The 23,516-nt window shown below is 59.7% G+C and carries 16 protein-coding genes; 5 read left to right on the top strand and 11 right to left on the bottom strand.

The annotated features are described in order from the left end of the window. Positions 1 to 133: 133 nt before the first annotated feature. From BEN48_RS10660 to mce, 3 genes are all read right to left on the bottom strand, one after another. Positions 134 to 1,573 carry a CCA tRNA nucleotidyltransferase gene (locus BEN48_RS10660; RefSeq protein WP_070734704.1) on the bottom strand — a complete coding sequence of 480 codons (1,440 nt, stop codon included), beginning with the start codon at positions 1,571 to 1,573 and terminating at the stop codon, positions 134 to 136. Positions 1,574 to 1,601: 28 nt separating this feature from the next. Beyond that, complete coding sequence (locus tag BEN48_RS10655; RefSeq protein ID WP_070734702.1) at positions 1,602 to 2,174, bottom strand: L-threonylcarbamoyladenylate synthase; 573 nt, start codon at positions 2,172 to 2,174, stop codon at positions 1,602 to 1,604. A 162-nt stretch (positions 2,175 to 2,336) separates the two neighbouring features. Continuing rightward, positions 2,337 to 2,744, bottom strand: coding sequence for a methylmalonyl-CoA epimerase (gene mce / locus BEN48_RS10650; RefSeq protein ID WP_070734700.1), 408 nt, complete (start codon positions 2,742 to 2,744; stop codon positions 2,337 to 2,339). A 208-nt stretch (positions 2,745 to 2,952) separates the two neighbouring features. On the opposite strand from mce, the gene BEN48_RS10645 reads away from it, so the two are divergent. The 4 genes from BEN48_RS10645 to BEN48_RS10630 all read left to right on the top strand — a co-directional run bounded on the left by BEN48_RS10645 (position 2,953) and on the right by BEN48_RS10630 (position 5,626). Next, positions 2,953 to 4,167, top strand: coding sequence for an IscS subfamily cysteine desulfurase (locus BEN48_RS10645; protein WP_070734697.1), 1,215 nt, complete (start codon positions 2,953 to 2,955; stop codon positions 4,165 to 4,167). A 104-nt stretch (positions 4,168 to 4,271) separates the two neighbouring features. Further along, positions 4,272 to 4,682 (top strand): Fe-S cluster assembly scaffold IscU, encoded by a 411-nt coding sequence (gene iscU, locus BEN48_RS10640; protein ID WP_070734695.1) that lies wholly within the window; start codon positions 4,272 to 4,274, stop codon positions 4,680 to 4,682. 105 nt (positions 4,683 to 4,787) lie between these two features. Further along, a complete protein-coding gene (locus tag BEN48_RS10635) occupies positions 4,788 to 5,180 on the top strand; it encodes a hypothetical protein (protein WP_070734693.1) in 393 nt (130 codons plus the stop codon). A gap of 119 nt (positions 5,181 to 5,299) precedes the next feature. Beyond that, positions 5,300 to 5,626 (top strand): HesB/IscA family protein, encoded by a 327-nt coding sequence (locus BEN48_RS10630; protein WP_070734691.1) that lies wholly within the window; start codon positions 5,300 to 5,302, stop codon positions 5,624 to 5,626. A 180-nt stretch (positions 5,627 to 5,806) separates the two neighbouring features. Here the strand turns inward: BEN48_RS10630 and BEN48_RS10625 are convergent, their stop codons facing one another. The 8 genes from BEN48_RS10625 to BEN48_RS10590 all read right to left on the bottom strand — a co-directional run bounded on the left by BEN48_RS10625 (position 5,807) and on the right by BEN48_RS10590 (position 21,236). Then, complete coding sequence (locus BEN48_RS10625; protein ID WP_158010155.1) at positions 5,807 to 7,342, bottom strand: hypothetical protein; 1,536 nt, start codon at positions 7,340 to 7,342, stop codon at positions 5,807 to 5,809. Positions 7,343 to 7,587: 245 nt separating this feature from the next. After that, a complete protein-coding gene (locus BEN48_RS10620) occupies positions 7,588 to 12,471 on the bottom strand; it encodes a T9SS type A sorting domain-containing protein (RefSeq protein ID WP_158010154.1) in 4,884 nt (1,627 codons plus the stop codon). Positions 12,472 to 13,426: 955 nt separating this feature from the next. Next, positions 13,427 to 17,029: a lamin tail domain-containing protein gene (locus BEN48_RS10615; protein WP_070734685.1), complete on the bottom strand. Its 3,603-nt coding sequence runs from the start codon at positions 17,027 to 17,029 to the stop codon at positions 13,427 to 13,429. Positions 17,030 to 17,911: 882 nt separating this feature from the next. Continuing rightward, on the bottom strand, positions 17,912 to 18,115 hold the full coding sequence (locus BEN48_RS10610; protein ID WP_070734684.1) for a hypothetical protein: 204 nt from the start codon (positions 18,113 to 18,115) through the stop codon (positions 17,912 to 17,914). 29 nt (positions 18,116 to 18,144) lie between these two features. After that, a complete protein-coding gene (locus tag BEN48_RS18165; RefSeq protein ID WP_083320970.1) occupies positions 18,145 to 18,315 on the bottom strand; it encodes a glycosyltransferase in 171 nt (56 codons plus the stop codon). Continuing rightward, positions 18,300 to 18,812, bottom strand: coding sequence for a hypothetical protein (locus BEN48_RS10605; RefSeq protein WP_070734682.1), 513 nt, complete (start codon positions 18,810 to 18,812; stop codon positions 18,300 to 18,302). The genes BEN48_RS18165 and BEN48_RS10605 overlap by 16 nt, the downstream gene beginning before the upstream one ends. 361 nt (positions 18,813 to 19,173) lie before the next feature. Further along, a complete protein-coding gene (locus BEN48_RS10595; protein ID WP_070734677.1) occupies positions 19,174 to 19,911 on the bottom strand; it encodes a LytR/AlgR family response regulator transcription factor in 738 nt (245 codons plus the stop codon). A 203-nt stretch (positions 19,912 to 20,114) separates the two neighbouring features. Beyond that, a complete protein-coding gene (locus tag BEN48_RS10590; RefSeq protein WP_070734675.1) occupies positions 20,115 to 21,236 on the bottom strand; it encodes a sensor histidine kinase in 1,122 nt (373 codons plus the stop codon). Positions 21,237 to 21,507: 271 nt separating this feature from the next. On the opposite strand from BEN48_RS10590, the gene pulA reads away from it, so the two are divergent. Then, on the top strand, positions 21,508 to 23,505 hold the full coding sequence (pulA, locus tag BEN48_RS10585; protein ID WP_070734673.1) for a type I pullulanase: 1,998 nt from the start codon (positions 21,508 to 21,510) through the stop codon (positions 23,503 to 23,505). The last annotated feature ends 11 nt before the right edge of the window (positions 23,506 to 23,516 follow it).

The raw sequence follows: 23,516 nt of genomic DNA, 5'->3' as shown, positions 1-23,516 counted from the left end.
CCCGGCTTCAGCGGGCAGCTCCAACGGCCAAAACCGATTACCTACAATTACTTACCCAGCCGTTACGCGAATATTTTCGTATAGCTCCATTACTTAACCCGAAGCCCCGCTGAACACAAAAAAGAAGTCCGGCTTAGTTTGGTGAGTGAACGAAGCCGCCTTCCGGACGAAGTCCTTTGGCCTCCCCCTGCTGCAACAGGAAGGCCAGGGCTTCGTCCATTTCGTTTTTAATGGTACCCTCCAAAATGGCTTCCATGATGGCTTCTTTGAGCTCGCCCACGGCACGCGAGGGCTTCAGGCCAAAGGTTTCCATAATGATTTCGCCGGTGATGACCGGGCGGAAGCTGCGCAGGTGGTCCTTCTCCTCCACTTCCTTCAGCTTCTCCTCCACCTGCCCGAAGTTGCGCAGGTAGCGCTCCTTGCGGGTGTGGTCCTTGCTGGTGATGTCGGCCCGGCAGAGCAGCATGAGGCGGTCCACGTCCTCGCCGGCCTCAAAGAGCAGGCGGCGCACGGCCGAGTCGGTCACGGTTTCCTTTACCAGGGCAATGGGCCGCAGGTGCAGCTTCACCAGCTTCTGCACCATGCGCATTTCTTCGCCCAGCGGCAGCTTCAGCTCGGCGAAGATGGCGGGCACCCAGCGGGCGCCTTTGTCCTCGTGGCCGTGAAAGGTCCAGCCCACGCGCTGGTCGTAGCGCTTGGTGGCGGGCTTGGCAATGTCGTGCAGCACGGCGGCCCAGCGCAGCCACAGGTCGCCGCCGGCGTTGGCCACGTTGTCGAGCACCTGCAGGGTGTGGTAGAAGTTGTCTTTGTGGGCGTGGGTGCCCACTTTTTCCACGCCGTGCAGCAGCGCCATTTTGGGAAAGATGAGGTGCAGCAGGCCCGTCTGAAACAGCAGCTTGAAGCCGTAGCTCGGCGTGGGCGACTCGATAATCTTATTCAGCTCCACGGTGATGCGCTCCTGCGACACAATCTTTATCCGGTCCTTATTCCGAATGATGGCGTCGAAGGTGTCCGGCTCAATATCGAAACCGAGCTGTGCGGCAAAGCGAATGGCCCGCATCATGCGCAGCGGGTCGTCGGAGAAGGTCACGTCGGGCCCCAGCGGCGTGCGAATGGTTTTGCTGGCCAGGTCCTTCATGCCCTCGTAGCGGTCTACCAGTTCCCCGAAGCTCTCCGGGTTCAGGCTCAGACCCAAGGCGTTGATGGTAAAGTCGCGGCGGGCCAGGTCTTCTTCCAAGGTGCCGGCTTCCACTTCGGGCTTGCGGCTGTCGGTGCGGTAGCTTTCCTTGCGGGCCCCCACAAACTCAATTTCGCCCGCTTCCTTAGTAGGCAGCATGGCCGTGCCAAAGTTCTTAAAAACCGTGACCCGGCCGCGGCCCGGCAGCTTGGCCCCCACGGCCTGGGCCAGGGCAATGCCATCGCCCACAGTCACCACGTCGATGTCCTTGCTGACGCGCTCCAGCGCCAGGTCCCGCACGTAGCCGCCAATGACGTAGGCCGGCTGCTTGAGCTCGGCCGCCGCTTCGGCAATGGTGCGAAAGATGGGCAGTTCGGGTAGTTGGGGCGTCTTCATGGCCGCAAAGGTAAAACCAGGGGTGATGTTACTCCCGCACCACTTCCAGCTGGCCGCCTGCTCCCAGCCGCACAATGCGCGAGGGTGCCACCCGCGTGGCATCGTCCTGCCGCCAGTTCACCACGTGGTCGGCCCCGTGCACAATGGCCGGGTCAATGTCGGCGTACCCGCCGGGCGTGGGCTCCCCGGCTTTGTTGGCCGAAGTAGACACCAGGCCATGCCCCAGCCGGCGCACTACCTTAAAGCAGAACTCGTCTTTCACCACGCGCAGGCCCACGGTGCCGTCGGGGGCCACCAGTCCGGGCGCTACTGCCCGGCTGGCCGGCAGAATGTAGGTGGTGGGCCGCGCCTGCTCGTCTATCAGGCCTTCCAGCTCATCGGGCACCTGCGTGGCGTAGCGCTGCAACATGGCGAAATCGGCCACCAGAATAATGCTGGGCTGGCCTTCGGGCCGGCCTTTGAGCTTGTAGAGCGCCTGCACGGCGGGCGGCGCTTCGGCGTCGCAGCCCAGGCCCCACACGGTATCGGTGGGGTACAGAATGACTTGCTGGAGCAACAGGGCATCTACGGTAGCATCTACTTCTTGCTGGAAACGATTCATAATCACTGATTAAAGCTGATTTTTTTGATTACACTGAGTTGGCTGTCACGAGACTTCCAGCTTGGTGCATTTGGCTATCTGACGCCGCGAAATTACCAACCCCTCATTCGAACGATGGCCAACTCCACGAATAGAAAATCAGTGGAATCACCATCATCAGCGCTAATCAGCGATGGTTTGGCAGAGCTCCACCAGCACCCCGGCGGCGCTTTTGGGGTGCACGAAGCACACCAGCTTGTTGTCGGCGCCGCGCTTGGGCTCTTCGTTGAGCAGCACGAAGCCTTCGCCGCGCAGCCGCGCCATCTCGGCCCGAATGTCGTCAACCTCGAAGGCTACGTGGTGAATGCCTTCCGGCTTTTTGGCCAGAAACTTCGTGATGGCGCTGTCGGGCGAGGTGCCAGCCAGCAGCTCAATCTTGGAGCCGCCCACCTGAAAGAAAACCGTGTCTACGTTTTCGCTGGCCACGTGCTCCTTCTTATACGGGGCTGCGCCCAACAGCGTAGTGTATAGCGCCGTGGCCGCCTCCAGGTCGTTCACGGCCAGGCCGAGGTGTTCGAGGTTAGTTAACATTGAAAGCAAAAAGAAAGGCGGATGCCGCTTAACGGGCTGTAATCGATGTTTTGCCGAGTGATTTCGGCTCCTGCCAAAATCCGAGGCAATTCCTTATTTAGATTGTATCTACTTTTGTGAATCCAAAGAAAACTGATTCCCCTGTAACTGTGTTCTACAGGAGTCCAGTTATTCGCTGGTTTAACACTCTGCTATCCCGCTGCGCGCAATGCTTAAGCTCCCCATTTACCTCGACAACAACGCCACCACTCCCCTCGACCCGCGGGTACTGGAGGCCATGATGCCTTACCTGACCGACGTATTCGGTAACGCCGCTTCGCGCAACCACCCCTTTGGCTGGGCGGCGGAAGAAGGCGTGGACTACTCGCGCGAGCAAATCGCCAAGCTCATTGGCTGCGACCCCAAGGAAATCATTTTCACCTCGGGCGCTACCGAGTCCGACAACCTCGGCATCAAGGGCGTGTTTGAGATGTACAGCCAGAAAGGCAACCACGTCATCACCTGCACCACCGAGCACAAAGCTGTGCTCGACACCTGCAAGCACATTGAGAAGCTGGGCGGCCGCGTGACCTACCTGCCCGTGAACGAGCAGGGCCTCATCAGCCTCGAAGAGCTGGAAGCGGCCATGACGCCGGAGACTATTCTGGTCACCATCATGTACGGCAACAACGAGACGGGCACCATTCAGCCCATCCGCGAAATCGCCAAAATTGCCCATAGCCACGGTGCCCTGTTCATGACGGACGGCACCCAGGCAGTAGGCAAGATTCCGGTGGACGTGATTGCCGATGGCATCGACATCATGGCTTTCACAGCTCACAAAATGTATGGCCCCAAGGGCGTGGGTGCCCTGTATGTGCGCCGCAAGAACCCCCGGGTGAAAGTAACCGCCCAGATGGACGGCGGCGGCCACGAGCGCGGCATGCGCTCCGGTACCCTCAACGTGCCCGGCATTGTGGGATTGGGCAAAGCCTGCGAGCTGGCCCGCCTGGAAATGGCCGCCGACACCGCCCGCCTGAGCGCCATGCGCGACCGCCTGCAAAAAGAGCTGATGACGCTGGAAGAAAGCTACGTGAATGGCTCGGTGGAACACCGCCTGCCCCACGTCACCAACATCAGCTTCAAGTACGTGGAAGGCGAAGGCCTGATGATGGGCGTGAAGGACCTGGCGGTATCGTCGGGCTCGGCTTGCACCTCGGCTTCGCTGGAACCCAGCTACGTGCTCAAGGCCCTGGGCCTGAGCGACGACCTGGCGCACTCCTCGTTGCGCTTCGGCCTCAGCCGCTTCACCACCGACGAGCAAATCGACTACGCCATCGGCCACGTAAAAGAGGCCGTTACCAAGCTCCGCGAAATGTCACCCCTGTGGGAGATGTTCCAGGAAGGCATCGACCTCAGCAAAATTGAGTGGGCCGAACACTAGGGGTTAATTATGAATTAAAAATTATGAATTGATGCTTATGGCACATTCTGATTTTTCAATTCATAATTTTTAATTTTTAATTCATAATTTAAGCACCGCGCCACATGGCTTACTCCGATAAGGTTATCGACCATTACAGCAACCCCCGCAACGTGGGCACGCTGGACAAAAGTAAAAAGAACGTGGGTACCGGCCTCGTGGGCGCTCCTGAGTGCGGCGACGTAATGCGCCTGCAGATTGAGGTAGACGAAGCCACCAACACCATCACCGACGCCAAATTCAAGACGTTCGGCTGCGGCTCGGCTATTGCTTCCTCGTCGCTCGCAACGGAGTGGCTGAAAGGCAAAACCGTAGACGAGGCCCTGGCCATTGACAACATGGAGATTGTGGAAGAGCTGGCCCTGCCGCCTGTAAAAATCCACTGCTCGGTGCTGGCCGAAGATGCCATTAAGTCGGCAATCTCGGACTACCGCGTGAAGAACGGCCTGCCCGCACTGGAAATGGCACACCACTAATTTTTTGAGTTAAAAGTAAAGAGTTAAGGGTTATAAGTTTTTGGTTCCGAACCGGCCAGAAGCTTATAACCCTTAACTCTTCACTTTTAGCTTTTAACTCGACAAATGGACGAATTTGAAGTTGCCCGCCTGGAGCGCGAAATTCAGCAATACCTGGGCCTGGATACCGCGCAGTTGCGGTTTGACTTCCGGGAGCTCGAAGGCCAGACGCGGCTGGACCTTGTCACGCTGAACCCCCGCCACCACCAGTCCTTTCTGTTTCGTTTCGAAACGGGCCGCGACGAAGTGGAGTGCCTGCAAAAGATGCTGGACTACGTGAAGCGTTTCCGCGACACCGAAAGCTCCTACACGCTGCAATGGCGCACCCGCGGCGATAAAGAGCTGCAGACGTCCTACTTCCGCGCCCATAACGCGTACGAGGCGTTGGACAAGCTCTATTTTGGCCGCGACCTTAATGCCATCACGGTGTTTAGCGTGGTGCTAAACCCCAGCTCCTAGCTAGGCGCTACCGGCTGCAGCGGGCGAAGGAACAAAGGGCACAGCATCCTTGTTTATAATTTGTCTAAATTGCGCCTCCGATTATTCTATTAGTCGAGCAGGGCCCTGCTCCTACTGCCATGATTACCGTATCTGATAAAGCGAAAGAAAAAGTAGCGCGCCTCATCGAGGACGCTAACCTTGACGACACCTACCGCTTGCGGGCCTCCGTGGCCGGGGGCGGCTGCTCGGGCCTAAGCTACAAGCTGGATTTCGACAACGAAGTGCGGCCCATGGACCAAGAGTTTGAGGACAAAGGCGTGCGCGTGGTGGTCGATATGAAGAGCTTCCTCTACCTAGCCGGCACCGAGCTTGACTTTTCCGATGGCCTCAACGGCAAGGGTTTCCAGTTCAACAACCCTAACGCTTCGCGCGAGTGCGGCTGCGGCGAGAGCTTCTCGGTTTAAGCAGCCAAAACATCTGATTTTGCAGAACGGCTACCCAATGGGTGGCCGTTCTGCATTTCGAATTTATCCGAATAGTACCTGTCATGCTGAGCGCAGCGAAGCATGACATGATGTGAATAGCTTGGTGCGAGCGAATTAGCAGCTACATAGTTGACCAAGCCGATTTCCTGTAGGACGGAGTTATTCCTGCACGTACACCTGACACTGGTACTTGCAGTGGCTGATAATGTCCCGCTCTTCGGCCCGGTAGCCCTCGAATGGGTACGCGGGCAGTGTCAGGAAGTGAGGGGCGCTAAATAGGAGCTTGTAGGAAGGCGGGAGCTCAACGGTGTTGCACCAGATTCCGGCGTGAATGGGGTACAGGAAGGCCACGTTCACCAGTACAGCTTGGCGGCTGGTGTCGGTGGGCGGCGCTTCCGCCAGCGGGGCGCGGGCCAGGTAGTAGTCGGCATTGTCGGCGGTGCCGGTTTGGCTTTTGTGCGCCACAGTGGCACCTTTCAAGCCGGGCACTTGCTGGTAGAGCACGGTGAGAGGATACGCAATGCGGTGGTATTCGACGGTGAAGACGCCAAAGGAATAAAGTGCGATACCGGCCACCAGGGCCACCGGAACGAACTGCCGACGACGATGGGTAGCCGGATACAGAACCTTGGCGAGCAGCAGCACAAAGAAAGGCAGGTACAGGTGCAGAATCCGGCCGTAAAACACGAGCTTCTCCTGGTAAAAAACCATCACCGCGTAGGCAAGAAATGCCAGCACCATGCTCAGCAGAAGCATGTTGTTCCGAATCAGCTCGGCGTAATTGGCCACGGTTGGGCGGCGGCGGGCTAGGCGATACAGCAGCACCGGCACACTGGCGGCACCCAGTCCCACGAGCAGGTAGCCCAGGCTGCGCTCGGCCTCAAACAGGTAGTTGAAAAGAAAGGAAAACCCATCGGCAAAGTCCCCCTGCGTGATGGTGCTCGATAAGCTGATGCAGGATTCCAGATACGAGCTGCCACCCGCCAGCGTAAGAAGCTCGAACAGCAGCAGCACGCCAGCCGCTCCCAGTGCAAAAACCACGCTGGTGCCCAGCAGGCGCACCCAGTTGAAGGCCCAGATGGCGCGCTTTTCCAGCAGCATCAGCCACCCCACTACCACCGCGGCATTGTAGCCCGGGTAAATGGCAAACGTGAGGGCCGACAGCGCACCAATGAAAAAAACGGCCCAATACGTACGCCGCTCCGGGTGCTGACGCAGCCGCAGCACCCAATACACGGCGACGAAAAAACACAGCAGCGCCGCGTCGTAGGGCAGTATATGACGAATGTATAGATTGGTATTGACCAGGCAGCCGTACACCAGAGTGCTCAGCAAGGCGGCGGGCTCGTTTCGCAGCAGCAGCCGCCCGATGCGGTAGTAGGCCAGCAGCGAACAAAGCACAATGAGGTAGTTGAACGCCACCGGAATGAGGAGCGACGCCGGACTGTGGGGGCTGACGCCGGCCACCTCGGCGAGCAGCACCTGCAGGCTGGCCGGGGCCACCCGCCACAGGGCATCGCCGGGGCGGCCCTGCGTCTGGGAAAGCCGTTCGCAGAAGCCGGCAACGTCGCCGCCCACCAAGGCCTCCACGGCCTCTACGGAGCGGTAATACCGCTCCTCGTCGGGAAACGCCAGGGCCCCGGTTCCTAAAAAAGACAACCGGACTCCGAGCAGCAGCACGAGCAATCCCAGCAAAGAATACCGAACAGCAACGGGGATTGAAAACCGGCGCTCGGCCGGGGAAATGCTACTAACCATCCAAGAGGAACGAGGGTACCAGGGGAAATGAATTGAGCCGATACAAGGCCCGTTCAAAGGTAATCCAAGGCCCATACAGTCCAGCAATGGCATCTCTTTTTACCAAAAATGCCCCCCGCTGGGCGGGGGCATTTTTGGTGACTACACTGGCCAGCCGCAGGTGGGCTGCATACGGCGCGGGATTAGTCGTACTTCACAAAACGGCGCACCTGGCGGCCAGCGGCCGAGTTCAACTCCAGGAAGTAGGTGCCGGCCAGCAGGCGGCGCACGTCCACGCTCGGGTTGGCCTCGGCAGCGCGGCCCCGGTCGAGCACCTGACCCAGGCTGTTGAGCACGCGGTAGGTGCGCCCTTCAGCGGCGGGCACCACGGCCGTGATGCGGTCATTGGCCGGGTTCGGGTAAACACTCAGCGTGGCGGCGCCGGTGCGGACACCGTCCACCATTGCCACGGGCGAGAAGGCTGCTGTGCCGTCCACGTCCACTTGGCGCAGGCGGTAGTAAAGGCGACTGGCGGGGGCCTGCGCGTCCAGGGCGATGTAAGCCTGCAGCTGGGTACTGCTGCCCTGGGCCGCTACTGAAAGGATGGACGCAAACGTGCGGCCGTCGAGGCTGCGCTGCACCTCGAAGCGGGCGCTGTTTTTCTCGCTCGCCGTGGCCCATTGCAGGCGCACGCCACTGGCTTGGCGCTCGGCCGTGAAGCGCACCAGCTCCACCGGCAGCGGGTTTATCTCCTGGCCGATGGTGTTGTTGTCGTTGGTAGCTCCGAGCACGAAAGTGGCAGCGGAGAACAAATCAGTCAACTCGGCGGAGGTGAGCGTACCAACTACCGATGGGCCACCGGGGCCACTGCCCGTGCCAGTGAAACCGGAGCGGCTGAGGTTGAGCCACGCGGGAGCCGCGCTGTTGCGGGCAGCTATTACCAGGCCCGCATCGGCAGGGTCGTTCACGCCGTCGCCAGCGCCAAAGCTGAGGGTGACGGAGCCGCTGGCCCCACCGGCCACCGTGGAGCTAAGGTTGAAGGAGCGAAACACAGATACCCGCTTGATGGGCGCGGTGCCCAGCCCGTTGCTGCTCGCGGCCTCCTGGCCCGGGTTGCCCTCTTGCTGCTCTGCGGTGTATACCCGGGCAGAGGTCTGGCTGGTGATGTTGAGCGTGAGGGGACGGTAGAAAGTGGCCTTGCCAATGGGGAACACCACGCTAGCGGCCCCGGTACCCGTGGCGCGGGCTAGTGGGCCGCTGACAAAGCTACTGGCACTGGCTCCCGTAACGATGGATGAAGCACTCAAAGTCACCAGATTGACTGCATCAGTCATCAAGTTACCGGCTGTAAGCTGGAGGTTGTTAAGGGTCAGCGGGCGAGCGAGAGTCACGCCAGCAGGATTATCAATCTGTAAGGTTCTGGTTGGTCCAAAAGTCAGGGCGAAGGCGGGAGCGGTACCGCCAATGATTTGCGGAGCGGTGCCGTTCAGCGTCAATAGCTGAGCACCGTTGTCTTTGGGAGCAAAGGTGAGCGTGCTGGTGCCATCAACCAAAAGGTCTCCCCCTATGGCAATCTTGCTGTCCAGCTGCAAGCCAACGTTGCCGCTGGTGATAACGAGATTGCCCACAATGGTTAAGTCACCATTAGCCCCCGAGTTGGTGGTAACGCCGCTGCCCACGTTGAATTCGAGGTTGCCATACGTCCGGTCACTAAGCGGTGGCACGGAGTTATTGGCGGCGATGCTGTAGATGTAGTTGCTGCGCGGCTCCAGGGTAATGGCACTGGCGGGAGCAATGGTACCGAATGGCTGCAGACCGCCGGCCTGCTCCAGCGTCGAGCCGTTGCGAAAAACCACCTTGTCGACATCCGCGGCAGCATTGCCAAACGGGCTACCGGCGAGGTTGGCGCCGGCCAGAAAGTAGCTTCCGCTAAGAAATTCGATGCTGCTGCTGGTGGCACCCAGCAAGCGTTGCGCGCCGTTGTTAAACTGAAGCGTGCCGGCCACACTGGCGGTAGCGGCCGCAGAGAGCTGCAGGGTCAGGCCTGTTGCAACCACCGCGGGGTTGGTCACCACAAGGGAGGAACCGGGCTCTATCACAAAATCGGCACCGTTGGCGTTGCCATCTACCAGCAGGGTCCGGTTGCCGCTGTTGTTGAGCGTAACGGCCACGCCATTGCGGAGCAGGAGCTGGCCGATGGTCTGGGTGGTGGTGAAATCCATCGAAACCGAGGTAGTGGTCGGACTGCCAAGTGCAGCGTCAAATACCAGCACATCGTTGGCCGCTGCTACGCTGCGGGCGGGAGTCCAACTGCCAGGCGCTACGTAGCTCGTGCCCGACCCATTCCATACGTAGGTAGGCGTGACAGGACCGGTGGTAGCAAAGGCCGCCGTGCCGGGATTGGTAGTCAGGTAGTTTTCTGCACCCAGCGTCGCGTTGTCGTTGTAGGCATAAGCTTCGGCAGTGTAGCTGGTGCCGGCCGCTAAGCCCGAAATAGTTGCCGACGTGGTACCGGCATCGGCCACTACCACAAAGTTGCTGGTGCCGGTGGTTGGTTTGGGGCCGGAAGTGGTGCCATACGTGGTGTTGGCACTGTAGGTATTGCTATTAACAGGAGTAATTGCGGCCGCGGCCGTAGGCCGAAGCACTACAAGCCGCTTGGCACCGTTGCCGCCGCTCAACGTGAGCAGCACCGAAGTGGAGGTAACAGCCGTAGCCGTGATGGCCGGCTGAATAGTGGGCTGACTCGCAAGCGGCACATCAGGGGTCACGCTGCCAATCAGGCTAATGTCATCAACCCCAAACGTCCCCCCTGCGGCGGTGGCACCATAAGCATAAATGCGAACAGTGAGCGTTCCGGTGACTGCTGCCAGCCCGGCCGTGCCAGACATTTCAATGGTTTTGGTTGCACCATATGCAGTGCCGGGAGTTTGCTCCGCTCCTACTCGGTTTGCATAATTGTCTAAGCTGGTTCTCAGTTGGTACTTTGAAGGCCCTGTACTTGTGGCACGGTCCAACAAAGTCAGACGGCTAAGATTTGCCCGGAAGCCAGGTGCCACCGTGACAACAAACTCAGAATATTTGCTGAGGTTGATGGTAGCAGTTTCGGGTAAGCCCGAGCGGCGGAAATCAGGGGTGTTGTTGACTACCGTTAATCCGGTTGAGGAAAATGCAGTACCGGAAATATTAGCACTTCCAGCCACTCCTGCGGCACCCGCCGTTTCAAAATTGTAGGAGAGCAGTGGGGCCGCGTTTGTGGTAAACACCTCATCTGCTCCGTAAGTCGTAGCCACGCTGTTGGTAGCGTATGCGGCTACATAGTAGGTAGTACTGCCGGTTAGGCCTGTCAAATTACTGGTATAAGAGCCGGCTCCAACGGAGCCGGCTAAATTAGTCACACCCATACCCCCAATGCGGGGATTGGGGGTGGTGCTGTAAACTACGCCCCGCCCCGTGGTACCGCTGCCCGAATTGGTGCCTCCGCTACTGGCTGAAATAACGGTAATATTAGTAACCGGCTTGGTAGTGACCGTGGGCGGCGCTGTGGTGGTAATGGAACGGTCGTTACCGTAGTTCGTTCCCGCGCTGTTGGTGGCATACGCCGCCACGTAGTAAGTAGTGGCGGGCGTGAGGCTGGTAAGGCTGCTGGTGAAGCTGCCATTACCTGGAGCACCGTCTGCGAGGGTGGTGGTGCCCGGGTCGCCCAGGCGGGGAGCGGGCGCCGGGCCATACACAACCCCGCGGCCGGTAACCGAGGCACCGCCGTTGTTGGTCACGTTGCCGCCGCTTTCGGCCGAAAAGCCGGTTATGGCGCTCGCGGCCGTGGTCGTGACGGTGGGTGCAACCGGGGCCAGGGTCGTGAACACCTTATCGGCTCCGTAGCCGGTGCCCACACTGTTGGTAGCATAGGCCGCCACGTAATAGGTGGTGCTGGGCATGAGGCCCGTTAGAAGGCTGGTGAAAGTACCTGAGCCCGATGCGCCGGCCATGTTTACCACGCCCGCACCACCAATGCGGGGATTTGGAGTAGCGCTGTATACCACGCCCCGCACCGTAATGCTGGAGCCAAAGGCGTCGCCGCCACTGCTGGCCGAAACCTGCGTGATGGCCGTGGCATCTCTGGTCATTGCCGTGGGCGGGCCATCGGTGGCAAACGTCTGGTCGCTGCCGTAGTTAGTACCGTTATTGTTGGTGGCGTAGGCGGCTACGTAGTAGGTAGTAGCCGGTGTCAGGCCGGTCAGGTCGCTGGTAAAGCTGCCGGGGCCGGCAGCGCCATCAGCCAAAAAAGCAGTGCCGGGAGCACCCAGCCGGGGATTGGCCGCCGGGCCATATACCACGCCGCGGGCCGTGACAGGGGCGCCGCCTTCGTTGCTCACGTTGCCGCCGGTGCGGGCCGTAGTCCCCTGAATCAAGGTGACGACAGTGGTCGAAACGCTGGGAACTGTCGTCACAGTCAGTATACCGGTTGAAGTCGACCCGGTTGTGGCGGGGTTGCTGGCAACAACCCGAATGCGGTAACCAATGCCCGCGCTAGTCCCTGCGGGAATGGTAACGGTGAGCGTGCCGGCACCGCTGGCCGTGGTAGTGAGCGAAGTTCCGGGGCTGAAAGTACCTGAAGCTGTTGACAACAAGGCGCTGAAAACGTTGCCGACGCCAAAGGTCCCAGTGGTAGTATAGTTCACCGTAACCTCGTTACCAGCCACCACGGTAGCTGGCGAAATGGTACCCGTAGTAATAGTGGGTGGTGTAACTGTGCCCGTGACCGCAATGCTACGTGTGGTGGCCCCGGTACTGGCATTGTCAATATTGCCATTGTAGGAGCCAGCTGTAGTCGCAGCAGCCAACCGCACCGAAACCGTTACGCCAGAAACTGCGCCGCTGCTGGGGACAAGGCTCAGCGAGGCAAGGCCAGCCGTAGCAAAGCCATCAGTTGAGAATTCATAGCCTGCCAGCGGCCCCACCGTTAGGTTGGCCGTGAGGTTGGCTCCACTCAAGGTGTAGGTTTTAATGGCCGAAGCCGTACCCTGCACGGTGGCGAAGCCACCGGCAGGCATAAGGGCGCCCACTGTAATGGAGGGTGAGGACATGGCTAGTCCACTGCTACTAATGGTGATTTCGTCTAACCTAATGCGGTCACGGGAGCCCGCTGCGGTAGAGTTAGTAACGTAATAGAGCCATCTTACCTGTACTACCGACTTACCCTCGGCATCAACTGGCAGCATTACACCGGCAAAACTTTGGCCAGTATTGACGCCGGGGACGGGTGCATAAACCCCGCCTGCAACGTCAGTGAATCCCCCTGTGGCACCAACCCGATATTGCAGTTTAAGCGCATTATCCTTACTAGCTTGGTCGAGAATCCTTTCTGCTAACCACCCAATAGTAATCCCTTCGCGACCAGTTGTATTAATACCAATAGTTATGGCACCAAGATTATTGGAGCCACTGTTTAGTATTCCAATACCATTGGCGCCTTCATTACGAATGCCTCCTGTAGTGTTCGCTGTCGTGCTTGGCTGCAGGTCAAAATTGGCATTTGGGGCGCTTATAAGGGATGAGGCAGTCCCTAAATTTGGTTCAGCAGCGAATTTATGTCCCTGCATACTTTCCGGATATATAATAGTGGTTCCACTACCGAATCCGGTGAAACTATAATTACCAGCACTCAAATCAAATGGTGTAGGGTCCGTTTGCCCCCACCCCAAAAGCGGCAACAGCAGCAACACCAGCAGCCCAACGCGACGACCAAGCGAGGCGAAAAAAGTAGTAAAGGGTGTATTCATTAACAATGAGTTTAAAGGGTTTTACCATTATGCATGGGGTAGACACACTAGGTGTAAAGTTACTGCGACTCTATATAACCCACCTAATACACAAACCATCAAACGGTTATATTACAGTTGAGCCCAAGCTTATTCTCCCCTGGCTGGCCGCAAACGCAAGCCGGCTCCCAAAAAATCCATTTGCTGGGTCATAAACATAAAAAAATCCCCTGCCGAAGCAGGGGATTTTTTCTAAACCACTCAGAACGAGTTGCTGAGGCTAATTGCTTTTCACAAAGCGACGCACCATGCGGCCGGTAGCCGAGTTCAACTCGAGGAAGTAGGTGCCGGCCGGCAGGCGGCGCACGTCCACGCTCGGGTTGGCCTCGGCAGCGCGGCCCCGGTCGAGCACCTGGCCCAGGCTGTTGAGCACGCGGTAGGTGCGCCCTTCAGCGGCGGGCACCACAGCCGTGATGCGGTCACTGGCCGGATTGGGGTACACGGTCAACTCACCGGCAGGGCCGTTGGTGCCGTTCACCGTCACCACTTCAGAGAAGGCAGTTGTGCCGTCCACGTCCACTTGGCGCAGGCGGTAGTAAAGGCGACTGGCGGGGGCCTGCGCGTCCAGGGCGATGTAAGCCTGCAGCTGGGTACTGCTGCCCTGGGCCGCTACTGAAAGGATGGACGCAAACGTGCGGCCGTCGAGGCTGCGCTGCACCTCGAAGCGGGCGCTGTTTTTCTCGCTCGCCGTGGCCCATTGCAGGCGCACGCCACTGGCTTGGCGCTCGGCCGTGAAGCGCACCAGCTCCACCGGTAGTGGGTTGGCGTTGGGGGGTGTATTCTTGTCGGTTGCTAGGGTGAAGTCACCGAGGGGTCCAGCAGGGAAGAAATCAGACTGAATGCTTGAGCCCAGGCCCGCGCCGCCGATGTTCTTCCACTTGGTGTCGTCGTTGGGGTCGGCCATGGCCACGCGCAGAAAGGCAACGGTGGCCGGGGTCACGCCGTCGGAGGCAAAGTCATAGTTCAAGGTAATCCGGGCACGGTTCAAGACACTCGTGCCACCGGGCTCGCGCACTACGTTGTAGTACCGGATTTGCGACACCCGCGACAAGGTGGGCGGCAGGGTCCGGGGCGGCGAAGGGGCTTCGTACTGGTGCGCCGTGTAGCTGCTGGTACCACCCTCCGAGTCTTCTACTAAGAAGAAAACCGGACGGTACTGCCCGTCAACCCCAAGCGGAAAGCTTATGGTAGCATTTTTGGTGGTCTGGTTGGTTACCGAAGCCCGGGTCAGGGTGTTGGTATAAGAATCGTTGCCTCCACCCGTCACGCTTCCTTCGGGCAATACGATGAGCTTGTTGTTGCCTTGCACAAACACGCGGCCCCGGGTCAGGGACAAATCATTTACCGTGAGTGTAGTGGTGAGTTGAATCGTAGGTATGGCACCTGTCGCGCGGTCCAGCGTGAAACGTTGGAGCACATCCTGGCCCGCAACAAAAGCCAACGGACCAATATCTCCAGAACCGGTGAAGCTCAGTACCGAGGTCCGGGCGACCGCAAAGCGGCCCACTGCGGGGTCGGCGTCAAATACCCCCGTCACGTTCAGGCCAACCCCCTCGCTAAGCTTGAAGATACCGCTGGTCAGGGTGAGGGTGGTTATCTGCACGGCGCTGCCCTCCAGTGTCAGGGTTCCTCCGGGGCGGTTCAGCACCAATACGTTGAGCACTGCTGCCGAGCGCTCAAAGGTCAGCGTGCCGAGTGGGCCGGTTCCCCCGATGAACACGTTTGATGTAGGCATAAAAGTTGCAGGTGCCAGACCACCTTCTAGCAGGCCTGTTGAAGAGGAAGCAACCGTTCCATTCAAAGTCAGGGTGTTTGAGCCGATGGCAAAATTGCCATTGATGAGTGCAAACGCATTCTCAACAATCAGCGAAGAGGCCAGCGGGAAAGTGGCCCCCGGACGATTCAGCGTGAAGCTGCCTAGCGTGGTACTGGCACTGGTGCCGTTGTCAAAACGAATGTCGGCCAGCGAACCAGCACCACCTATTACCAGGCCTGCTGTGGCCGTGCCACGCAGGAAACCCGTGGCAGTCGTCACTACCGGCCCATTCAGCGTCAGTACATTGTTGGCGCCAATGGCCAGCGTGCCCGTGGTGAGGGTAAGGGTACCGTTTACGGCGAGGCTACGAGGCAGGGTCAGGGTATTAGCGCTTGCCGTTGGCCCGCCCCCACCGGCGGCGTCCAACTTCAGGTTGGCAAGCTGGGTGCTGGTTGGAGTAAGGCGCAGGGTGCCTAACTCAGCAGGGCTGTTTTTGCTGAATACGAGGCTCGACGCGGCATTTACGGCCAGTTGGCCGGTACCGGCGCCAATGGTAGCGCCGCCACCCGGCACAAAGCTCAAGGTATTGGCACCCACTGTCAGCACGGAACCAGCGCCCAAGTTGTAGCCGCCGCCCGTGCTATTGCCCAACTCCAGGCTGCTGGCGCCATCGGCGAGGGTAGCACCTGCCTGGTTGGTGCTCGTAGTCAGGCTGAGTAGCTTGATGGTGTTGTCGTCGCCGTTCAATACCTGCGGGGTAGTGGTGTTGGTAAGGGCCAGCGTAATGCGGTCATCGGCAGTGGTGCTGAAATTGACCGTACCGGTGAGGGCAAAATTGCCCCCAAGGCTGAGGGTAGAAGCCGAACCGGCTGCGCCGCCCAATACGTTGGGGCTGGTGGCGCCCACATTGTTGGCCAGGAAGTTGCCGCGCACCACGGTGGTGCCGGTGCTCAACCGCTTGGTGGAATTGCGAAGGGTGAGGTTGCCGTAGGAGGGCGTGGCAGGCACGGTGTAGGGCGTGGCCTGTGCGTATTCCACGGTGCTGCTAGCAGCGATGTTGTTGAAAACCACGCCAGGGGCGGCGTTTAGCACAGTCAGCGTGGCGTTGTTGTTCAGGTCCAGCGTTCCGGTGTAGTTAAATAATACGGGCACCGTGAACGAAGCATTCGTATCAAGTACGAGCCGCGAGCCACCACCCATTATGGTCAGGTTACCGGTGAGCGTGCGATTGGTACCAATTACAATGAATTGCTGAGAGTTGGCGTTGAAGTTAGTCGGCGACGGACCCGTGCCATCCAGTGTGCTGCTGTAGGTACCCAGCTCGTTGAGCGGGCCATTAGGCTTTTTGGTACTGTAGAACACTGTGGCCGCTGTCTCGAGCGCCGAGGCGCTGTTCTGTGGCTCAGGCAAGCTGCGCACCACAAAATCCTGGCCGTTTTCCTGGCTGTCGAACCCGTTGCCCCGCTGCGCATCGGCTCCGCCAATGGCCATGGACGCACTGGTAGACGAGGCAACTGCCTTGCGCTCAATGCTGGTAGTGGTGGTTAAGTCTGGGGCGGCGGAGGTGCCTTCGAACTTGTTGGCTGAACCGTAGCCAACAAAGTCGATAATCCCAGCATCGGTGGCAGTAGCAGTTCCGGGTAGTGCTGCAATGGTATTGACCAAGGCAATTTTGCCCCCTCCCTGTGCCAGGTTGGTGGTGCCACTTGCATCGGGAGCAGGCAAAGAGTTACCAGAGGAAACACCCTGCCCAAACTGCACCAGCAGGTAGCCGTTGGCAGGAATAGTAGTACCTGTGAGTGGCACAGGGCTGTAGCTAGCAGAGGAGGTAGGGCCCTGATACTGCACAGAGTACCCTGTCAACAAAAACGACGTGTTGCTCTTGTTGTATAACTCAACAAAGTCGTTTTTGAAAGCCCCCGCGGCTCCGCTCACATACACTTCGCTGATTACAACCGAGCCCGCCTGGGCCTGGGAGAATGCGGGTTTCAGCAGGGCTAAAAGAAGTACCGCGGTACTCCCAATAACTCGTCTCAGGCTGCTGGGTCTGGTAATGGTTGTTTTCATAATTGGTATGTAGAAGAGTTGGTTGCAAATATGTACGGATGGCAGAAAAGGGAATTTTATTTGAAAAATGATAAACAGTGCCGCTCCTGCTATAGCAACCTGTTATTTAATTATTCTAAGACGAATGTGCTTTTATTTAATTGACCTAAATATCGTTTTGTTATTGCTACTAAAACAACCACCTGTTTTCGGCGCTTGCTTTCAAAGTGCTAATATACATCTTAATAGGCTACCACAAAAGTTAAAATCGTTCTATTATTGATGTTTAACACACTAGTAGCTAAGCCCTATCAGTTCAACTAACGGGCAACTCATATTGCATATAAATACAATGCCATTCGTTGCGGCAGCTGGTATTTATTGTGACCGATTGATTGCTAGCAAATAAGGAAACCCCTCATTGCGTTGGTTCGCAGCCGCATTTAAATAAGATATGCTATACGATTTTTATAAGCTATTGATTCACGAAATGGTCTCTGTATCTCAACTCAGAAATTGTAATATGTCAAATGCGTGCAAATATCTGAAATAAGCTTCAGTTAATCAAATTAAATTTATAAGCCATACGCCACGGGCAAAAAGGCTGATGGGCTCCTGTTGGTTATTGCCCATCAATAAGTTGGCCTCCCGTGAGCCAGTTGCAATTGAAAACCGACAATTAAGGCTCCCCGGCAATGGGTGGCACTGCTCGTTTGGTGTTCTATTAGCGCCACCAATGAGTGCGCTGCACTGGCCTGAATTGCTTCACAAGCGCATATTATAAAATCATAACATATTAATATTCAGTAATATTACACACTGCTCCTCAGGTGAAGTGCGCTACCCTGGCGTGCAGTGCAGGCCGCCACGGCTGCCTTGCAACTGTAGAGCACCGACGACGGGCTATGGTTGCATCGGGAACAGGCCCCAAATCACTTCCGCGGTAAGGGCACACTGGTGGTGGTGCGAGTAGCGCCAGCCTTCCTGACGGGCATTTTCTACGCGCTGGCGTGTGGCAGGCAGGTCGGCCAGGCAGCGGTGCAGGGCGCGGGCGCAGGCCGCCACGTTGCGCAGCGGCAATAATAGGTCGTTGTGGCCGTCCTGCACCAGCTCGGCTGTGCCGGCGGCGGCAGCGCCTACACCGGCACACCCACCGCCATGGCCTCCAGGGTCACCATGCTGTAGGTTTCTTTTTCGGAAGCCATCACAAAAACGTCGATGGCCTGGTGAAAAACGTCCGGATTGGGTCGAATGCCGCGGAAATGCACCTGCTCTGCCAAGCCCAGCCGGGCTACCTCCTGGCGCAACTGCTGGTAATAGGTATCGTCTTATGTGCGGGTGGGTTCCCCATCACGAGCAAGCCCACGTCGTGCCCGTATTCGCTCCGCAAAAGGCACAGCGCCTCTAGCACGAAATCCTGGCCTTTGCCTCTGTCCAAGCGGCCCAGAATGCCCAGGAGCAGGCCCTGTTCAGGCAGCGCCAGCTCCTGGCGCGCCTGGCTGCTGGTGCGGGTCGGCGGGGCATATTGTTCCACGGGCAGGCCCAGGGGCACCACGTGCAGGCGGCGCGGGTCCAGGTGCGTCCAGCGGAGCACTTCCTGGCCCAGGCCGGGCAGGGGCGTTAGCCAGGCATTGAGCTGCTGGAACCGCGGGCGGTGCACCAGGCTGCGCTTGGGGCACCCCAGCTGCATGTGCTGCTGGTAAATAACGCGCCCCGCCCCGCCCATGAGCTGCTTGCTGAGCATAGCCAACGCCAGGTCTTTGTTTTGCGTGACTACCAGCACCTGGCTACCCAGCTGCCGCAACAGCTAGCTGCCTGAGCCCCCAGGCTGCGAGGGGCAGAAAGAGGCCCCGACGCACCGCCAATAGCTGGTACGGAACCGCCCATTTGGCCGCGAGCCGGGCCAGGGGCGTATCAGGCAACCCAATAACGGGGACGCCCCCCTGTTCCTGCCCCCAGCGGGCAAATTTGAGGCTGTTCAGTTCCAGCCCGCCCGGGCTGCCAGACAAGCACAGGACCGCCAGGGCAGGCTTGGCGGGCTGGCCGGGGGCAATGAATGGGCAGAGAAGGAGCGGTTGGAGTCATCGGATGGCAGGCAAACGCCGCAATCTAGGACCGTGGCAGCCAGCAATGCCCCGCCCATCGGCGGGCTGGCCGCAAATTTATCAGCTCCAGCGGCTCAGGAACTGCAGGAAGGCTTCTTTGTACTGGTCGCCCACCGGAATTGTGACGGCGCCAATCTGCACGGTGAGGCGGCGCACGGCCTCAATCTTGTCGAGGGCCACGATGAAGGAGCGGTGAATGCGCATGAACCGCCGGGCGGGCAGCTTCTCTTCCATGGCCTTGAGGCTCATGAGGGAAAGCAGGGCGCGCGGGGTGCTTTTGAGGTGCACTTTCACGTAGTCCTTCAGGCCTTCCACGTAGAGCACGTCGCTCAGGGCTACGCGCACCAGCTGGTATTCGGCTTTGAGAAAGAGGTACTCCTCTTCTTCCGGGCTGGCGGCGGCCGGGTTGCTCACGTGCTGCGCAACGAGTTCGGCGTAGGCGCGGGCCTTGCCGGCAGCGCGCAGAAACTCCTCGTAGTTGAACGGCTTTATCAGGTAGTCGAGTGCGTCGACGCGGTAGCCCTCGAGGGCGTACTGGCTGAAGGCGGTGGTGAATATGACGCGCGGGCCGGTGGGTCCCAGCACGCGGGCCAGTTCCAGGCCGTTGAGCTCCTGCATCTGAATGTCGAGAAACGCCAAATCGACGGAGCCGGGGTGTTCGTGCAGGTACTTGAGGGCTTCCACGGCGCTGCCAAACTTGCCCACTAGTTCCAGAAACGGCGTTTTCTGCACAAAATTGACCACCAGCCCAAGGGCCAGCGGCTCGTCATCAACGGCAATGCATTTTAAGGGCGACATGCTCGGTATATGTAGTAAATTATTCTGGCGTCAACCCCACGGGACCCCGTTGGGGCATGACCCCCTCTCCCAAAAAAAGGAAGCATAGGCTTGGGGAAAACGACAATCTTAGCACAAGGCATAAATACCTGTATTACCTATTTTTATATCACTCATCAACTCACAAAAGCATCTCCGATGCCCCCTGTTTTTTGGAGAGGGGGTCATGCCCCAACGGGGTCCCGTGGGGTAAACACCAAGCTGCTCTCGCCCACGTTCAACGTCAAGTGCACCTGAAACTCATTGGCGGGCGTGTGGTCGTTAACGTCGAGCCGGAACTTGCCGGGGTAGAGCAAATCCAGGCGGCGGCGGGTGTTGGCCAGGCCGATGCCGTTGCTGCCGGCCAAGTCGGTGGAGGGCAGCGAGAGGCGGGTGTTGCGCACTTCCAGCTCCAGCACATCGGACTGGGGCTGGCGCAGGGCCACGTAAATGGTGCTGGCCTGGGTGGCGGCCACCCCGTGCTTAAACGCATTTTCCAGAAAGGGCAGCAGCAGCATGGGCGCCACGGGCACGTCGTGCACGGGCTCGGGCCGTTCGAAGGTGACGGTCACCCGGTCGCTGAGCCGCAGCTGCATCAGGGTGATGTAGTCCTGTACAAAGGCCACTTCCTGGCTGAGCAGGGTGCTGCCGTGGGCGGTGTCGTAGAGCACGTAGCGCATCATGCGCGAGAGCCGGTGAATGGCCGAGCGCGCCTCCTCGCCGTCGAGCAGCGTGAGGGCGTAGATGTTGTTGAGGGTATTGAAGAAAAAGTGCGGGTTAATCTGGGCCTTGAGCATGGACAGCTCGGAGGTCACGCGCTGCTGTTCCAGCGTCTGCCGAAGCTGGGCGTCGCGCTGCAGCTTCTGCACCACCGTGATGCAGGTGCTGATGCCCAGCACCAGCATGGTGGTGAGCAGGCCCATGGAATCGAAGCGCGGGCCGCGCTGCTGCAACAGCCGGGGCCGGCCCGCCGCTGCCTCAAAAGCCTTGTTGATAAGTACGGGCAGGTCGAGAACCTGCTCCAGCGCGCGGCTGAACAGCAGTACGCCCACCGTGGTGCCGCACAGGGCCAGAATGAACCAGCCCGTTCGCCCTTTAAACAGCAGGCGCGGCACCGTGACTTTTGCCGTGAGGTAGAACGTGCCCACCCACACGGCAAACATGAGCCCCTGCTTCACCCAGAATTCCGGGGGCAGCGTGAGGCGGCCTGTGAGCGGCTGAAACAGCAAAAAGATGAGGCCGAATAATCCCCACACCAGGACGTGAAGGACTAGCGTGAGGTAGTTTCGGGGAGTTGGCAAGGGCATGGAAGAAAGGATACGCAACAAATTTACTTAGCGCCCGACCCCGGCAAGGGCCCAAACCGACTGCAGGGGGGATTGTATCGACGGCGGGGAAGGTTTCATCGGTTGGGCCAGCGCTGTTCACTCCCCTTCTCTGCTGAGGAATCAACGCGGCCGCTGGGGTGGCTGAGCCCTTGTACGATACCTGCCCGCTGGAAGCCCTATTTGTTGGGTTGCTGTGCAGAGCCGTCCCCTACCCAAGCCGACTTTGCGCCCGGCCTGCCGAACTTGCGGCATGATTCGCTCCTTCCTGCTGCTGCTCGTGCTTCTGTCTGCCACTACCGCCGTTTCAGCCCTTCCGCCCCTCCCCGACTTCAGCAAGTACCCCACCTACCTGGGCCCCGACCTGGGCCTGACGTGGCGCAGCACCCAGGCCACCCTGCGCGTGTGGGCCCCCACCGCCGAAGCCCTGCGGCTACGCCTCTACGCCGGCGGCACCGGCGGCCCGGCCCGCGCCGAGTACCCCATGACCAAAGCCGAAGGGGGCACCTGGACCTACGCCCTGCCCGCCGGCACCACCGGCTTCTACACCGTGCAGGCCACCATTGCCGGGAAGCAAATGGCCGAAGTAGCCGACCCCTACGCCCACGCCGTGGGCCGCAACGGCCAGCGCGGCGCCGTACTCAACCCCGCCCTGGTGGCGCCCCCCGGCTGGGCCGACGACCTGCGCCCGGCCCTGAAGCAAGCCACCGACGTGGTGATTGGCGAAGTGCACCTGCGCGACCTGAGCATGCACCCGCAGTCGGGCATTCGGGAAAAGGGCAAGTTCCTGGGCCTGGCCCAGCTGGGCACCCGGGGCCCGGAGGGCGTCACCACGGGCCTGGAGCACCTGGTGGAGCTGGGCCTGACCCACGTGCACCTGCTGCCCACCAACGACTTCGCGAGCATCGACGAAGCCGCCCCCGACCGCGCCAGCCGCTACAACTGGGGCTACGACCCGCTGCACTACTCCGTGCCCGAAGGCACCTACGCCACCGACGCTGCCAACCCCCGCGTTCGCATCAGCGAGTTTAAGCAGATGGTGGAAAATCTGCACGGCCAGGGCCTGCGCGTGGTGCTGGATGTGGTGTACAACCACACTGCCAACGCTGCCCGCAGCTCTTTTGAGCAGCTGGTGCCCGGCTACTACTACCGCCACAACCCCGATGGCACCCTGAGCAACGCCACCGCCTGCGGCAACGAAATAGCTTCGGAGCGCCCCATGGTGCGCAAACTCATTGTGGAATCGGTGGCGTACTGGGCCCGCGAATACCACGCCGACGGCTTCCGCTTCGACCTGATGGGCGTACTGGACATTGAGACCATGCGCGCCGTGCGCGTGGCCCTCGACCAGCAGGACCACAGCATACTGATGTACGGCGAAGGCTGGACTGCCGGCCCCTCCCCCCTGCCCGAAGCCCGCCGCGCCGTGAAAGCCAACGTGGCCCGGCTCCCGCGCATTGCCGCGTTCGGCGACGAGCTGCGCGACGGCGTGAAGGGCCACTACGCCCGCCAGACCGAGCCCGGCTTTGCCAGCGGGCGGCCCGGCCTGGAGGAGAGCGTGAAATTTGGCATTGTGGCCGCCACCCAGCACCCGCAGGTAGACTACAGCCTGGTGAACTACTCGAAGGCGCCCTGGGCAGAGTCGCCCGCGCAGGCCATCAACTACGTGGCCTGCCACGACGACCTCGTGCTCTGGGACAAGCTTGCCGTGGCCAACCCCGGCGCCACGGAAGCCCAGCGCACCAAGATGGACCTGCTCAGCAACGCCATTGTGTTCACGTCGCAGGGCATCCCGTTTTTGCCCGTCGGCGATGAATTTTTGCGCACCAAGGGCGGCTCGCACAACTCCTACAACCTGCCCGACAGCGTGAATCAGCTGGACTGGGGCCGCAAGGCCAAGTACCCGGCGGTGTATAATTTCTACCGCCGGCTCATTGCCATGCGGCGCGCCCACCCCGCTTTCCGCCTGCCCACCACCGAACTGGTCCAGCAGCACCTGGAGTTCCTGCCCAACACCCACGCCGGCGTCATTGCCTACCAGCTGAAAGACCACGCCGGCGGCGACGCCTGGCAGAACATTGTGGTGATTTTCAACGGCAAGGCCTCGGCCGACAGCGTGGCCCTGCCGCGGGGCACCTACAAGGTGGTGCTGCGCGGCGACCAGGTAAACGAAGAGGGCCTTGATGTGCTTGAAGTAACCAGCGGCGTGCAGGTCGCGGGCACATCGGCCCTTGTTCTGGTGAAGATATAGGCCGCCCCACC

The sequence above is a fragment of the Hymenobacter glacialis genome (genome assembly GCF_001816165.1).
GTDB lineage: Bacteria > Bacteroidota > Bacteroidia > Cytophagales > Hymenobacteraceae > Hymenobacter > Hymenobacter glacialis.
Note: the sequence above shows the minus strand (reverse complement) of the source record. Positions and strands in the feature narration are given on the sequence as shown.

Bases quoted from the DNA above. Each gene is read 5' to 3' on its own strand.
- BEN48_RS10660 (WP_070734704.1), bottom strand. From the start codon at position 1,573: ATGAAGACGCCCCAACTACCCGAACTGCCCATCTTTCGCACCATTGCC.
- BEN48_RS10655 (WP_070734702.1), bottom strand. From the start codon at position 2,174: ATGAATCGTTTCCAGCAAGAAGTAGATGCTACCGTAGATGCCCTGTTG.
- mce (WP_070734700.1), bottom strand. From the start codon at position 2,744: ATGTTAACTAACCTCGAACACCTCGGCCTGGCCGTGAACGACCTGGAG.
- BEN48_RS10645 (WP_070734697.1), top strand. From the start codon at position 2,953: ATGCTTAAGCTCCCCATTTACCTCGACAACAACGCCACCACTCCCCTC.
- iscU (WP_070734695.1), top strand. From the start codon at position 4,272: ATGGCTTACTCCGATAAGGTTATCGACCATTACAGCAACCCCCGCAAC.
- BEN48_RS10635 (WP_070734693.1), top strand. From the start codon at position 4,788: ATGGACGAATTTGAAGTTGCCCGCCTGGAGCGCGAAATTCAGCAATAC.
- BEN48_RS10630 (WP_070734691.1), top strand. From the start codon at position 5,300: ATGATTACCGTATCTGATAAAGCGAAAGAAAAAGTAGCGCGCCTCATC.
- BEN48_RS10620 (WP_158010154.1), bottom strand. From the start codon at position 12,471: ATGTCCTCACCCTCCATTACAGTGGGCGCCCTTATGCCTGCCGGTGGC.
- BEN48_RS10615 (WP_070734685.1), bottom strand. From the start codon at position 17,029: ATGAAAACAACCATTACCAGACCCAGCAGCCTGAGACGAGTTATTGGG.
- BEN48_RS10595 (WP_070734677.1), bottom strand. From the start codon at position 19,911: ATGTCGCCCTTAAAATGCATTGCCGTTGATGACGAGCCGCTGGCCCTT.
- BEN48_RS10590 (WP_070734675.1), bottom strand. From the start codon at position 21,236: ATGCCCTTGCCAACTCCCCGAAACTACCTCACGCTAGTCCTTCACGTC.
- pulA (WP_070734673.1), top strand. From the start codon at position 21,508: ATGATTCGCTCCTTCCTGCTGCTGCTCGTGCTTCTGTCTGCCACTACC.